Annotated in this window: 10 protein-coding genes and 2 pseudogenes; 7 read left to right on the top strand and 5 right to left on the bottom strand. The window is 63.1% G+C overall.

What is annotated here, in order from left to right:
- The first annotated feature begins 27 nt into the window (after positions 1-27).
- Both istA and istB read left to right on the top strand, forming a co-directional pair.
- Positions 28-1,597: pseudogene (gene istA / locus GBZ48_RS13200) on the top strand (IS21 family transposase).
- Positions 1,527-2,255 carry an IS21-like element helper ATPase IstB gene (gene istB / locus GBZ48_RS13195; RefSeq protein WP_174471481.1) on the top strand — a complete coding sequence of 243 codons (729 nt, stop codon included), beginning with the start codon at positions 1,527-1,529 and terminating at the stop codon, positions 2,253-2,255. Before istA ends, istB begins: the two are co-directional and overlap by 71 nt.
- 122 nt (positions 2,256-2,377) lie before the next feature.
- Here the strand turns inward: istB and GBZ48_RS13190 are convergent, their stop codons facing one another.
- Positions 2,378-2,695, bottom strand: coding sequence for a hypothetical protein (locus tag GBZ48_RS13190; protein ID WP_174471480.1), 318 nt, complete (start codon positions 2,693-2,695; stop codon positions 2,378-2,380).
- A gap of 390 nt (positions 2,696-3,085) precedes the next feature.
- Here GBZ48_RS13190 and GBZ48_RS13185 point away from each other — a divergent pair, with 390 nt between their 5' ends.
- The 4 genes and pseudogenes from GBZ48_RS13185 to GBZ48_RS13170 all read left to right on the top strand — a co-directional run bounded on the left by GBZ48_RS13185 (position 3,086) and on the right by GBZ48_RS13170 (position 4,704).
- On the top strand, positions 3,086-3,463 hold the full coding sequence (locus GBZ48_RS13185; RefSeq protein ID WP_281362410.1) for a response regulator: 378 nt from the start codon (positions 3,086-3,088) through the stop codon (positions 3,461-3,463).
- 104 nt (positions 3,464-3,567) lie between these two features.
- Positions 3,568-3,753 carry a hypothetical protein gene (locus tag GBZ48_RS13180; RefSeq protein WP_174471478.1) on the top strand — a complete coding sequence of 62 codons (186 nt, stop codon included), beginning with the start codon at positions 3,568-3,570 and terminating at the stop codon, positions 3,751-3,753.
- Positions 3,754-3,862: 109 nt separating this feature from the next.
- Positions 3,863-4,130 (top strand): annotated as a pseudogene (locus GBZ48_RS13175) (IS21 family transposase); the annotation flags it as partial.
- A 301-nt stretch (positions 4,131-4,431) separates the two neighbouring features.
- Positions 4,432-4,704, top strand: coding sequence for a hypothetical protein (locus tag GBZ48_RS13170; RefSeq protein ID WP_174471476.1), 273 nt, complete (start codon positions 4,432-4,434; stop codon positions 4,702-4,704).
- Positions 4,705-4,750: 46 nt separating this feature from the next.
- On the opposite strand, the gene GBZ48_RS13165 is transcribed toward GBZ48_RS13170, so the two are convergent.
- The 3 genes from GBZ48_RS13165 to GBZ48_RS13155 all read right to left on the bottom strand — a co-directional run bounded on the left by GBZ48_RS13165 (position 4,751) and on the right by GBZ48_RS13155 (position 10,112).
- A complete protein-coding gene (locus GBZ48_RS13165) occupies positions 4,751-6,763 on the bottom strand; it encodes a methyl-accepting chemotaxis protein (RefSeq protein ID WP_174471475.1) in 2,013 nt (670 codons plus the stop codon).
- A 287-nt stretch (positions 6,764-7,050) separates the two neighbouring features.
- Entirely contained in the window at positions 7,051-7,443 is a 393-nt protein-coding gene (locus GBZ48_RS13160) for a response regulator (protein WP_174471474.1), read from the bottom strand.
- 53 nt (positions 7,444-7,496) lie between these two features.
- Complete coding sequence (locus tag GBZ48_RS13155) at positions 7,497-10,112, bottom strand: PAS domain S-box protein (RefSeq protein ID WP_174471473.1); 2,616 nt, start codon at positions 10,110-10,112, stop codon at positions 7,497-7,499.
- Between the two features lie 229 nt (positions 10,113-10,341).
- Between GBZ48_RS13155 and GBZ48_RS36720 the strand changes: the two genes are divergently transcribed.
- Positions 10,342-10,464, top strand: a complete 123-nt coding sequence (locus GBZ48_RS36720) for a hypothetical protein (RefSeq protein ID WP_281362409.1) — start codon at positions 10,342-10,344, stop codon at positions 10,462-10,464.
- A 220-nt stretch (positions 10,465-10,684) separates the two neighbouring features.
- Here GBZ48_RS36720 and GBZ48_RS13150 read toward each other — a convergent pair whose 3' ends face one another.
- Entirely contained in the window at positions 10,685-13,048 is a 2,364-nt protein-coding gene (locus tag GBZ48_RS13150; protein WP_174471472.1) for a PAS domain-containing sensor histidine kinase, read from the bottom strand.
- Between the last annotated feature and the right edge of the window lie 216 nt (positions 13,049-13,264).

Genomic DNA, 13,264 nt, shown 5'->3' with positions numbered 1-13,264 from the left:
ATGGAGGACATGGAGGCCTGTCGAGGGATGCTGATTGTGGAAACGATCGCGAAGATCCGTCGTGCCTACTTCGTGCAGCAGAAGCCGATCAAGGTGATCTGCCGGGAGTTCGGGCTTTCCCGGAAGGTCGTGCGGAAGGTGATCCGGTCGGAGGCCACGGAGTTCTGCTACACGCGCACGAACCAGCCTTTGCCGAAGATCGGCCCCTGGCGTGAAGAGCTGGATGCTCTGTTGCTGGCCAACGAGGGGAAAGCATCACGCGAGCGCCTGACGCTGGTCCGGCTGTTCGAAACGTTACGGTCCCGCGGCTATGAAGGCGGCTACGACGCTGTCCGTCGTTATGCCCGGGTTTGGCGGCAGGAGCAGGGCCCCTCCGTCGCCCAAGCCTACGTGCCGTTGAGCTTTGCGCCAGGCGAGGCCTACCAGTTCGACTGGAGCCATGAGGTTGTCCTGATCAACGGAACGACGGTCACGGTGAAGGTGGCCCATGTCCGCCTGTGCCACAGCCGGATGCTGTTCGTACGGGCCTATCCGCGCGAAAGCCAGGAGATGGTGTTCGACGCCCACGACCGGGCCTTTGCCTTCTTCAAGGGAGCCTGTACGCGGGGCATTTACGACAACATGAAGACGGCGGTCGACACGATCTTCGCCGGCAAAGAGCGTGTCTACAACCGGCGCTTCCTGCAGATGTGCAGCCACTATCTGGTCGATCCGGTCGCCTGCACCCCGGCATCGGGCTGGGAAAAGGGACAGGTCGAGAACCAGGTCGGCTTGGTCCGCGAGCGCTTCTTCACCCCCCGGCTGCGGGTGAAGAGCTACGACGAACTCAACGGCTTGCTCCTGGACCGCTGCGTCGCCCACGCCAAGGCATATCGCCATCCTGAAATGCGGGAGCGGACGGTCTGGGAGATGTTCGAGACAGAGCGGCCGAGCTTGGTTCCTTATGCCGGGCGCTTCGACGGCTTCCATGCCGTACCGGCTTCGGTGTCCAAGACCTGTCTGGTGCGCTTCGACAACAACAAGTATTCGGTCGTGGCCGGCGCGGTGGGCCGTCTGGTGGAAATCCGCGCCTATGCCGAGCGGATCGAACTGCGCCAGGATGGACGGATCGTCGGTGAACACGCCCGGTGCTTCGGGCGCGACAGAACGGTGTTCGATCCCTGGCACTATGTCCCGGTCCTGGCGCGCAAACCGGGGGCCTTGCGCAATGGGGCACCGTTCAAGGATTGGGTCCTGCCGGCCGGTCTGGAACGCGTCCGGCGCAAACTCGCCGCCGTCGAGGACGGCGACCGGCAGATGGTGGACATTCTCGGCGCCGTGCTGAGCGACGGACTGCCAGCCGTCGAGGCGGCCTGCGCCGAGGCCTTGCGCGAGGGCGTTCATTCCGCCGCCGTCATCCTCAATATCCTCGCGCGGCGCCGGGAACCGGCGGCGCCGATCACGATCATGACCTCCGATGCCCTGCGGCTCCGGCACGAGCCGGCCGCCGATTGCGCCCGCTACGACAGCCTGAGGAGACCCCTGTGATGGAGCGTGCCGAGATCCTGGCCACCATGAGCGAACTCAAGCTCTACGGCATGAAGGCCGCCTACGATGAACTCATTGCCACCGCCGTTAAGCGCCAGCACGAGCCGCAGCGGGTCGTCGGCGACCTGCTCACCGCCGAGATCTCCGAGAAGCAGGCGCGCTCGATAAAGTACCAGATCACCATCGCCAAGCTGCCGCTCGCCAGGGACATCGACGATTTCGCCTTCGACGACACGCCGGTCAACGAAACCCTGGTGCGCGATCTCGCCGGCGGCGCCTTCCTGGCCCAGCAGCGCAACGTCGTGCTGGTCGGCGGCACCGGGACCGGCAAGACCCATCTCGCCATCGCGATCGCCCGGGCTTGCATCCGGGCCGGTTCCCGGGGACGCTTCTTCAACGTCGTCGATCTCGTCAACCGGTTGGAGGCTGAAACCAGGGCCGGCCGGCAGGGGCGCCTGGCCGATTATCTCGCGCGGATGGATTTCATCGTCCTCGACGAACTCGGTTACCTGCCCTTCGCCCAGTCCGGCGGTCAGCTGCTGTTCCATCTGATCAGCCGGCTTTACGAGCGCAGCTCCGTGATCGTCACCACCAACTTGGCGTTCGGGGAATGGCCGTCCGTCTTCGGTGACGCCAAGATGACCACCGCCTTGCTCGACCGGCTTACCCACCACTGCGAGATCCTCGAGACCGGCAACGAAAGCTGGCGCTTCAAAAACCGCGCCTGACCTGGGTCGCCCAGGTCGCCCACAGCGCCTCCCCGCGCGTGCCGCTCCGTCGCAGATGAGGGCACTGCGCGGCACGCGCGGGTCCCCTCCATGGACGACCTGGGCGACAAGTCCTCACCAGCTCAACGGGGTCCCTTTTCCGCGCCGATCCAGGGTCCCAATCTCAAGCCGATTGACAAGGTGGGGCCGTTCACCTCCGCGGCATGGCTAGCAAGTGTACGGTGGATCGCTCTGGCGTCCGCGCTCGGAAACACGCCCTGGACCGTGGTGTCGGCGAGGATGATTTTGAGCAACGCCATGATGTGGCGCTCGGCGTCGAGGGCGTCAGCAAGGAGGCGGTTGAGCAGAGGCGTTGCCTGAAGCTCGCCGCCGGGAGGGTTGCGGGTGCGGGTCTGGAGGGTATCGGATCCAGGGTCGGGGGTCGATTTGTCGGGATCCATGATGGCGTGTCGCTCGGACAGGCAATGTGGTCGGAGGTTCGCCGCGTTCGCAATGTGTGTCATATACGTAGGATAAGGCCGGGCGGTTTTCCGGTGGGTGGGGCTTTTAGCGGTCACGTCGCGCTGCAGTGCGTGGCGGCACTCCTGCATGGTCTACAATCGCTGGACCCCGCTATCTCAGCCGACGTGTTCGAGCGCCCCCATCGGACGGCCAAAGGCGTATGGGGCAATTCCCTTCTTGAGGGATCGGGTACAACTGTTACGCCTCAGGTATGTATATATTAGGCGATGCCATCGTTTTGTTACTGAATGTGGAAAGCGTTTTCTGTTGCTGGCCGCGCACTTACTTAGATATTGTTACGTTAATGGAATTTCACTTTTGCGTGATTCATGCTCTATTCCCCTCACGTTCTACTCGCCGAGGACGAGGATTTGGTCGCGATGGTGGTGTCCGAAGTTCTGGAGTCCGAAGGGTTTCGGGTCACCACCACACACAACGGACTGCAAGCCGTCGAGGCTGACGCTGCCGATCCGGCCGACCTCCTGCTCACCGACATGCGCATGCCAGTGATGAACGGCGAGGCGCTGATCCGGATCCTCCGGCAGCGGCGTCCCGAGCTGCCGATCGTCGTCACCACCGGGTTCAGCGAACATATTCCGGACGAAGAGCCAGGACGCTTGGTGGTTCTGCGCAAGCCTTATTCTTTGTCCGCGCTGGTCCCGGTGATCACCGCCCTGCTGTCCGACCGGAGAGGGCTAGCCTCCTGAGCAAAGGGGGAAAATCGGCATCTGCGACCGGGCACGCCCCGCAGGATGCCGACGGACAAGGAGGTGCCTCGTTAACAGGGCATGGCCTGTCCTGTTAACGAGGCATGGACGATTTCCCTGACGACGAGCAGCTCCGGGCGGCGCAGGAGCGGGTGCGGCGGGCTGCCGAGGCGGTGGCGGACGCCTACGCGCGCCTAGCGCGCCATGACAGCGAGGCGGCGGCGCAGCGGCTGCGGGTGGTGCGGGCGTGGTGGGCGTCGCGACAGGGGGCGGACGGCGACCGACGCTGAGCGCGGTTGCATTTCCCCATGTTCCATAATCGCCCTCCGGTCATGCTCCATTCCCACATCCCGGACAATCTGCGCACTTTCGTGTAGTGACCCCTATGGGCCCACCCGCGCGAAAGTCAGGGGGTGGTGTTCGAGTAGGCGGTGCATCTGTGACACCATGAAAACGGCCGTCGATACGAGGATCACCGGCAAGGAGCGCGTCCACAACCGGCACTTCCCGCAGATGTGCAACCACCAACCGGTCGATCCGGTCGCCTGCAGCCCGGCTTGGGGCTGGGAACAGGGGGAGGTCGAGAACCGGGTCGGCTTGGTCTGCGAGCGTGTCTTCGCGCCGGCTGCGGGTGAAGAGCTACGATGACCTCAACGGCTTGCCTTTGTTTTGGTAAAATGTTTGAACAGAGTGTTGCTGCCGCATCCATCCTGGGAGACCTGAGCGGACCACAGGTGTTCATGTGCAACGATGACTGTCGAGCCCAAACGATGCAGACGTCCAATGCTTAAGATTTCTGGTCTATGCGCCAATAGCGTCTCATGGATACCATGAAAATTTCTCATACTATAACGCTTTCTTTTTGCTTTCCCCTCTAAAAAGGAGTGAGATAAATTGGAATTTCATTTGTAATTTCGTCAGGACAAACCCGAGGTTTTATTATTCTCACGTCAGGGAAATCGTGATCCATGCATTCGTTCGTTCACTGCACCTGCAGCAAGGATGGATTTTCTCTGTATCAGGTGGGGCAGAAATACCCGGTTGAGGCGGATTTTGACACCCATCGCAAAGTGGGATGTCTGGTCGTCCTGCTCCCCGACGGTCCGATCTGGCTCGGGGATACCGCTGGGATGACGGCGAACGACATCGAGGCTGCCGTCGCCGCCGGGGCAATGGTGATGGAGGTCAGTCCACCCAACAAGCTCGTTCTCGCCTGTCAGATGCCCTTTCCGGCCGTATAAGGATCATGCTGGGGATGAAGACAAGCCTCATCCCCGGCAGATTTCCTCACTCCGCCGCCCGGACAAGCGGAGTGAGGCCGGCACGGTGAGCCATTTGCTCAAGGAGCCCGGGCACGGTTTCCTCTTGTCTGTCGAATCGGACATGCACCGCTCCGTCGCTCACCGCTTGCACCGTAACGGTGACCGTCGCGGACATGCGGTCCGGTGCCAATCGAGCGGTATCTCCGGGTGTCAATGCGTGCTGCCGGGGCGTCAGCAGTCTGGCTCCGTCCATCGACAGGTCGGCAATGCGGACCGTCAGCGGTCCTCGGGCCGTCGCGAGTTGGGCCGGGTGATCGATGGCATAACGGGGGCTACGCCGGCGATCCGCTTCGGTTGTCGATGTCCGGACGACGCGCACCAACGTTCTGCGCAGGGCCTCGATGCTATGCGCGACCTCGTCCGAGCCGAGGCGGACCTGGGCGGCCTGGGAACCGGTCTGGGCAGCCTCCTGCGATACGGTGGCGATGCTGGCGGACACCGCCTGGGCGGCGCGGGAGGTTTCGACGACGTTGCGGCTGATCTCCTGGGTGGCGGCGGCTTGTTCCTCCATGGCCGCGGCGATCGCTCCGGTGACCTGATCGATCTCGCCGATCGTGCTGCCGATCTGCTCCACCGCAGTCACCGCCGCGCCGGTCACGGCCTGAACCTCGGCAATGAGGCGCGTGATCTCCTCGGTCGAGCGGGCGGTCTGGTTGGCGAGGGTCTTGACCTCCTGGGCAACGACGGCAAAGCCCTTTCCCGCCTCCCCCGCTCTCGCCGCCTCGATGGTGGCATTTAGCGCCAGGAGGTTGGTTTGGCTGGCGATGTCGTCGATGAGCTTCACGACGTCGCCGATCCGATTGACGGCGCTGGAGAGTGAGGTGATCGTCTCCTGCGTATGGGTTCCCCCTGTCACGGCACGGCGGGTGACGGTGCTCGAGTGGGCGATCTGGGCCGAAATCTCCCGGATCGAGGCCGCCAGTTCTTCGGTCGCCGACGCCACGGTCTGCGCGTTGGTCAGTGCCTGTTCGGCGGCGGCGGAAACCGTGCGGGCGTTGTCGCTGACCCGGTCTGCCGCCGCGGCCATGCGGTCGGCATCGTCGGCCATGCCACCGGTATGCCTGGCAACCTCCTCCACCGCCTGCCCTGCTTCGCGTTCAACCGTCGCTGCCATGGCGAGCATCGCGGAGGCACGGTCTTCATCCGCTTGCCGCTGCCGTTCGCCCCGCTCCTGACCGGCATAGTCCAGCCTGGCCTTTACCGCATTGAGCGTCGACCGGATGCGGCCGAATTCGGCAATGCCCGAACTGGGGATATGGGCACGCAGGTCGCCGCGCGCGATGGCGTCAAGATGGGCTTCGACAAGGGACAGAGGCCGGCGAACCGTCTTCAGGATGAGGCCGCCGGCAGCGACCGCGAACAGGGTCCCGGATGCGAGCAAGCCAAGGGTCACCGCCTCGGTGAGTTCGGCATGGAAAAGGGGCGGCAGGCCCAGGCCAGCCATCACGAGCATGAACAGGACGAAGGTGGCGGTCAGGCGGCCGGTGATGCTCCTGGCCCATCGGGTCATCGTCGGCCCGATCCCGTGCCTGACGATGTCGCCATCCAGCAGGGCATACGCGTGCGGAGTGCCGGACCTGAGCAGGGCGTAAACCCGCTCCGCCTCCTCAACGGAGGCCCACGCGGGTTTGGAGCGGATGGAAATGAAGCCGGTGATCCGGCCGTCTTCGGTGACCGGGGTGACGTTGGCCTTGACCCAGTAATGGTCGCCGCTCTTGGCCCTGTTCTTGACCAGACCTTCCCAGGGGCGCCCCTCTTTGATCGTCGCCCACAAATTTGCGAACGCGTCTTTCGGCATGTGCGGGTGACGCGCGATGTTGTGTGGAGCGCCGATCAGCTCCGCTTCGGTAAAGCCGCTGATGTCCGTGAACGCCTTGTTGACAAAAACAATCCGGCCATTGATGTCCGTTCTTGAGACCAGAAGCTGGTTGTCGCTCAGAAGAATTTCTGTCCCGGTCACCGGTCCGTTGTCGCGCATTCCCTGCTCCCAACTTAAACGAGTGGCTCGATCCCATCTCGGACGGATGCAAGTCTTGCGCCGGGCATGAACATCGAATTCAGATGGCCTTCCCGGAAGCCTACAAGAAAACTATGCACTTCTTAAGCAGCCGGCAATTTTGTTATATTTCCAGAACGCAATATGAGAGGATTTTCTTAAAATATGACGCAAATTGCGAGGGGCGGAGTCGAGCCCCGGCCCTCCTTGTCATACAAGGAGGGCAGCTCCGCCATCCGCGCGGCAGGTTTCGAAAGCGCCGGCGGCCTTCAGCGTCGGAGCTGCTTGGCCAGATGCCGTGTGAGCACCGAGACCGCGGTCGGCTTGGGGTAAACCGCGACCCGTGGGAACCGTTCCGCCAAGGTGGACGGCAGCGGGGTTGCGGTGTGGAGAACAATCGGCACTCCTTTCCCGTCCAGCACCTCCAGAACCGCTCCGGCAAGCCCATCGGACAGGGTCATGTCCAAAATGGCAGCGTCCACCTCACCGGAAGCGATCAGGTCGAGCGCCTCCCGCACCGTTGCCGCCGGACCGACCGGCGAGCCATGGGCGTCTTCGACGGCCAGGACGAGATCATAGGCGATGAAGGGCTCGTCCTCGACAACGAGAACATGGGCGTTCCCAAGATCGGGCTGAGTTCTGGAAGAGAGCGTATGGACCATGATGTCCTGTTTCCCAGGGGAGGATGCAGTTCGCACAACAGCCGGCGGAGCGTTCAGTGGCTCAGCCTTTCGATCGGAATCAGAAGAGCGACGCGCAGGCCGGCACTGCACCACTCGTGGCTGATGCGGCCACCGAGCTGACTGGCGATGCTCATGTGCATGAGCTGCGAGCCGAAGCCACGTCGCAAGGGAGGTCCTTGGACGGCGGGTCCTCCGCTTTCCTGCCACAGCACAATGAGCGCGCCGCCTTCTGTCTGCCAGGAGACCGTCAGCGTTCCTTGCGCCGACGACAAAGCGCCGTACTTTGCGGCATTCGTCGCCAGTTCATGGAGCGTCAGAGCCAGACTGGTCGCTGCAGCCGGGCCGGCATGAACCTGTGGGCCGTCGAGATGGAGACTTTTAGCCCCCTCGGCGAGATGGGGAGCGATCACCGCCTGCATCAGCTCCAACAAGGTGGTGCCGTCCGTGGTGGCGGTTTCTCCGGTCACGGCTGGGCGAATCAGGTCATGGGCTCGCGCCAATGCCAAAAGGCGGCCAGTGAGGGCATCTGCCATATCCCGCACTCCGGCGGAGGTGCGCGCCGTCATGGCGACCATACCCACGGCGACGGCGAACAGGTTCTTGACCCGATGGTTGAGTTCACGCACCAGCAGTTGGCGGTCTTCCTCCGCCCGTTTGCGGCTGGTGAGATCGATGGACGTGCCGACCAGACCGACGACCTGCCCGGCCTCGTTGCGGAACGCCGACTTGTGGGACAGCCAAATCCGCGGCCCGCGCTCGTCGTGCCCGACGATCTCTTCCAGTTCTTCGGTCGCACCGCCGTCCATGATCCGCCGATCGGTCTCCATGATCCGTCGGCCTTGTTCCTTATCGTCGAGGAGCTCCAGATCGGTGTGTCCCTCAACCTCGCTCCAGGGCTTGCCGATCAGCTCCATCACCGGGCCGTTGGCGATGCGGATACGGCCATCGACGTCTTTTACATAGATGAGCGCCGGCACCGCTTCGATGACGGTCCTGAGGATGCGGGTCGCTTCGATGGCTTCCGCCTCCTTCCGGCGCAAGTCCTCCTCAACCGTCTTGCGCTTGTGGATGTCGATCAGCACGCCTGGGAAACGGAGCGGCTTTCCCGTCGCATCGAGACTGCAATGCCCATTGGCCTCGACCCAGCGGTAGGTGCCATCGAACTGACGCACACGGTACTCGGCGCTGTAGGCTCCCCCTGCCTCCATGACGGATGCGACCGCCTGCCTGACATGAGGCCAATCCTCGGGGTGGATCGACGCCATCAGAACATCCAGGGACAAACCGTTCTGACTATACTGCGGCGAAAGGGCGAAGGTACGGGCAAAGCGCTCATCGACGGTGAAGCGATCGACCGGGATGTCCCAGACCCAGGTGCCGAGGATGGCTCCACTGGTCAGAGCGAGATCGATGCGCTCGACCGCGATGCGCAGGGCTTCTTCGGTCGCCTTGCGGTCGGTGATGTCGATCACGACCCCTGGAAAGCTCGTCGGGATGCCACGGTCGTCATGGGCGCAATGTCCCCGCGCCAGTACCCAGCGTGTCTTCCCGTCCAGACCGGTCACCCGATACTCCGCCAGATAGTCGGTTGCATCGTCGACGGCACGCGCGATCTTCGTGGCGACCATGGCGCGATCGTCCGGATGGATGGCTGACACATAGGCCGTGATCGGCAGCCCCTCCGCCGCCCGTGCCGGTTCGACGCCGAACAGGGAGGCGAAGGTGGCATCGACGGTGACGCCGTCCGTCCGGACATCCCAGTTCCAGGTACCGATGCCTCCCGCCGCATCGAGAGCAAAGCGGAACCGTTCTTCGCTGGCGCGGAGCGCCTCCTGCGTTGTCTTGAGATCGTGCACGTCGGTGCAGGTGCCGTACCAGCGGACAATCCGCCCCGCCGCATCGCGGACAGGCTGGGCCCGGCCGATGACCCACCGGTACCGGCCGCTCCAATGACGCAGGCGGTATTCGATGTGGTAGGGCTCACCGGTGGCGAGTGATTGACGCCACACACTCCAAGCCCGCTCCCGGTCGTCGGGGTGGAACATGCCGCTCCAAGCCTCGCCTTCGGTCGCCCCAGGCGGCACGCCGGTGAACTCATACCAGCGGTGATTGAAATAGTCGTGGTATCCATCCGGCCGCGTCGACCAGATCATCTGATCGATGGACTCGACGATGGCCTGGAACTTGGCCTCGCTCGCCTGCAGTTGCGCCCGGGCTGCCTTCCGATCGCTGATGTCACGCATGAAGGCGGCAACGCCCAGAACGCGGCCGTCGGCAGCGGTCATGCGGTTGGCCGTGATGGCCACATCGACAAGGGTGCCATCCTTGTGCCGCCTTACTGTTTCGACCTGAACCACCTCGCCGGACAAGGCGCGGTCGAACACGCCGGCCGGGCCTTCCGGACACCGCGCGGGCAGCAGCAGAGTGACCGGCCCGCCAATCGCTTCCTGCGCGCTATAGCCGAACATCCGGGTGGCCGCCGCATTCCATGCGGTGATCCGGCCATCCTCCGCCGCGAAGACAACGATGGCATCGGGAGAAGAGCTTATGATTGCGGCATAGCGGGCATTTTCCTCGGCAAGGGCCTCAGCCCGTCCGCTGGGAATGTCTCCAGAGTTGGAACCGCCTGCACAAGCAAGATCAGACATCTTTTTCTATCATTGATTGGACGCCTTGCCGGCAGAAGTGTCGGCCACCGGACTCTATAATCACAAAGGGGAGGAGGCATTACACTATGTTAAGCGCGCAGCCCCAATGAGGACATCTCCATGACAGCATCCTCAGGGCGTTGGTGAGACGTTCCACCGGAAGCGAGAAACACAGTGTTCAGTGCTGCATCGGTGTGCGCTTGGGAGGGCAGAGCATCTCTGCCGGGGCATGAAGGACACTCTGCCGGCAGACGATCTCAAGTCGACCATCCGGCGCGTCGGCCGCTATCGGCCGCGCGCCGGGCATGAAGCGCTTCAGGATGCGCGCCGCCGGCAGAAGACAGAGGAATGACGCCGACGCCGGCCCGGATTGGGGTCGAGGGAACGCTGGCCCAAGCCCTGCAACTCTTCGACCTGCGGCGATGCCGGTATCTCGGACCGTCCGGCCCCTGGCAAAACCCCGCATCTCCCGGTTCGCGGCTCTCCAACAATCCGTCGCGCACCCCCCTGAATTCGCCAACAGTGTCAGCAGCGGAACAGAAAGCCCAATTGAGCCGGGATCGCAGCCATCGCTAAGACGTTGGTGCGCTGCCCTGCAATGCGGCCAGCAACATACGTTCGAACTCGTCGATCTGGAATGGCTTTCTAAGCACGGGAATGTTGCTGCCCACGACCTCTTCGAGTGCCGCGCTATCGGCGAAGCCCGTCACGAAAATGATCGGCATGTCAGGCCGGCATGCCTGCGCCTGTTTCGCCACTTCTGCGCCGTTCAGGCCTGGCATGGCAAAGTCCAGGATCATCAGATCCGGTGCCGATCGTTCGAGCTCCTTTAGGCCGGCAGAGCCATCTTCGGCCTGCGTCACGGCAAAGCCGAGTCCGCCGAGAGACTCCACGAGGAAATGCCGAACATCGGGATCGTCATCGACCACGAGGATTCGCGCCGAAAGGCCCTTTGCGGTGACTCGCCCCTCATCGGCAGTCCTTTCAGCAAGATCGTCTGTTCTCCGCAGCAGCAGGCGCATCGTCGTGCCCTCGCCGGGTCGGGTGTCGATGCGGACGGTGCCCCCGGCCTGACGCATCGCGCCATAGACCTGGCTCAGCCCCAGCCCCGTCCCCTTGCCGACGCCCTTGGTCGTGAAGAACGGATCGAAGGCGCGTGCGACCACTTCGGGCGGCATCCCCGTTCCCGTGTCACGCACCGCGAGTTCGACATAGTCGCCATCGGCCAGCTCCCGGTCGCCTGCCAGACTGACCGGCCGCGTACTGATCGTAAGCTCCCCACCCTCCGGCATGGCGTCGCGCGCGTTCAACGCCAAATTCAGGACCGCCATCTCGATTTGGACCTCATCACCCAGCACGCGGATGCCATCGGTCTTAAGATCGAGGCTGACCTTGATGTGCGGCCCGATCGTGCTGGCGATCATCTCACGGAAGGCGCTTACCAGATCGGAGAGAGGGACCGGCTTCAGCTCGATTTTTTGTGCGCGGCTGAACGCCAGGAGCTGCCCCGACAATCTGGAGCCGCGCTGGGCCGCCTTGAGCCCGGCTTCGGCCCACCGTTGCACATGCTCATGATCGGTGGACTTGCGCCGGATGAGATCGAAGCTTCCTACCACGCCTTGAAGCAGGTTGTTGAAGTCATGGGCTATGCCGCCTGTCAGCTGACCCACCGCTTCCATTTTCTGTGCCTGGGCAAGCGCAGTCTCTGCTTCCCGCAAGCGATGCTGTTCGCGCAGCCGTTCCGTCACGTCGGAAACGAATTGATAGGCCCCGATCAGCCGTCCTTCAGCGTCGCGCAAGCTGCGGAACCGCATCTCATAATAGCGCCGATCGAGCGAAGGATCGCCGAACTCGTCCGTCTGGACAAACTCCTTTCCGGCAAGGGCGCGGGACCAGACCTCTCGAACGGCGGCCTGATGCTCTGGCTGCCTTTCCAGCAAGGCGAGCATGTTATCGCCGACTTTCGGCTTCCGAACCCCGAAAATGCGCGCGAATTCGGCCGAAGCTGCTCGGTTGATCGCCAGCCAGTTATAATCGAGGTCCGCGACCTGAACAAAAATATCGGTTCCGTCGACCACATCGGCAAGCACCTTGCGCCCTGCCAGGGCTTCAGCAACGCGATGTTCCAACGCTTCGTTCAATTCCCGAAGCTCCGCTTCCACCCGCTTGCGCTCGGTGACGTCCATCGCGGTTCCGATCACACGCAGGCAGCGGCCCGTCTCGTCGAAGACACCACGGCCCTTGGCCGCGACCCAGCGCACAACGCCGTCTTCTTTACCAATCGTGCGGTATTCCACATCGTAGAGGGAACGCCGGTTGGGGTCTGCGGCAGCTGCATAGGCCGCCGCGGTTGCTTCGTGGTCGTCGGGATGCAGGCCCTCGTAATAGTCCCGCATCGATACGGGAACGTCCGCCGAGATCCCGAACATTGCCTTGACGATCGGCGGCCAGTGCAACTTCTGGTTCACCTCGTCCACGTCCCACAGACCGATTTCGGCATGTTCCGTTGCAAGCCGTAGCCGTTCCTCGCTTTGGCGCAGCTCTGCCTCTGCTCGCTTCCGATCGGTGATTTCCACGACGGTCGCTCCGACATGCGCGACGGCGCCGTCCTCACCGGGAACAGGAAAGAAGCCGAGGAGCCATGTTCGCCGCGCGCCCGGGCTGGCAGGCGTCTCCCCGTCCATCTCGAAGCCCCCTACCGCGTCGCCGGTCGTGAACACCCGATCAATGATCGGCCCTACGGTTCGGGCAGTCTCGGGCAGCAATTCTTCCAGTGTGCGGCCAACATGCGCATCAGCCGGAATGCCGTTGATCGTTGCGAGGGCAGCATTGACCTTCGTGTAGCGATGATCCCGATCGAAGAAAGCAAAGCCGATCGGCGCATTGTCCGTCAGTGTGTCAAAGGCCGAGCCGGCTGTTGTTCCGAGACGCATCATAGGCCAGACCTCAACCAGTTCGAGGCTGGTTCAAGCCACGTCGCCCGAAACCCATCGGCCCGGTCAGGCCAGGTTGCGCATAGCTTGCGACGCTTTCGTTCCACTTTAAGTCGCTCCTCGCCACATCTCTTTGTCGTCCCCCCGCCCGCCGCACCAAGTCTACTCACTGCCGAGGGATTGACCAGTAAATTCTTGGATTGTCTGGAGGCAGACGTA

The sequence above is a fragment of the Azospirillum melinis genome (genome assembly GCF_013340935.1).
Lineage (GTDB): Bacteria > Pseudomonadota > Alphaproteobacteria > Azospirillales > Azospirillaceae > Azospirillum > Azospirillum melinis.
This window is presented reverse-complemented; position numbering and strand designations above follow the sequence as displayed.

Excerpts from the sequence above, each read along its gene's own strand:
- istB (WP_174471481.1), top strand. The coding sequence starts at position 1,527 with ATGGAGCGTGCCGAGATCCTGGCCACCATGAGCGAACTCAAGCTCTAC.
- GBZ48_RS13190 (WP_174471480.1), bottom strand. The coding sequence starts at position 2,695 with ATGGATCCCGACAAATCGACCCCCGACCCTGGATCCGATACCCTCCAG.
- GBZ48_RS13185 (WP_281362410.1), top strand. The coding sequence starts at position 3,086 with ATGCTCTATTCCCCTCACGTTCTACTCGCCGAGGACGAGGATTTGGTC.
- GBZ48_RS13180 (WP_174471478.1), top strand. The coding sequence starts at position 3,568 with ATGGACGATTTCCCTGACGACGAGCAGCTCCGGGCGGCGCAGGAGCGG.
- GBZ48_RS13170 (WP_174471476.1), top strand. The coding sequence starts at position 4,432 with ATGCATTCGTTCGTTCACTGCACCTGCAGCAAGGATGGATTTTCTCTG.
- GBZ48_RS13165 (WP_174471475.1), bottom strand. The coding sequence starts at position 6,763 with ATGCGCGACAACGGACCGGTGACCGGGACAGAAATTCTTCTGAGCGAC.
- GBZ48_RS13160 (WP_174471474.1), bottom strand. The coding sequence starts at position 7,443 with ATGGTCCATACGCTCTCTTCCAGAACTCAGCCCGATCTTGGGAACGCC.
- GBZ48_RS13155 (WP_174471473.1), bottom strand. The coding sequence starts at position 10,112 with ATGTCTGATCTTGCTTGTGCAGGCGGTTCCAACTCTGGAGACATTCCC.
- GBZ48_RS36720 (WP_281362409.1), top strand. The coding sequence starts at position 10,342 with ATGAAGGACACTCTGCCGGCAGACGATCTCAAGTCGACCATCCGGCGC.
- GBZ48_RS13150 (WP_174471472.1), bottom strand. The coding sequence starts at position 13,048 with ATGATGCGTCTCGGAACAACAGCCGGCTCGGCCTTTGACACACTGACG.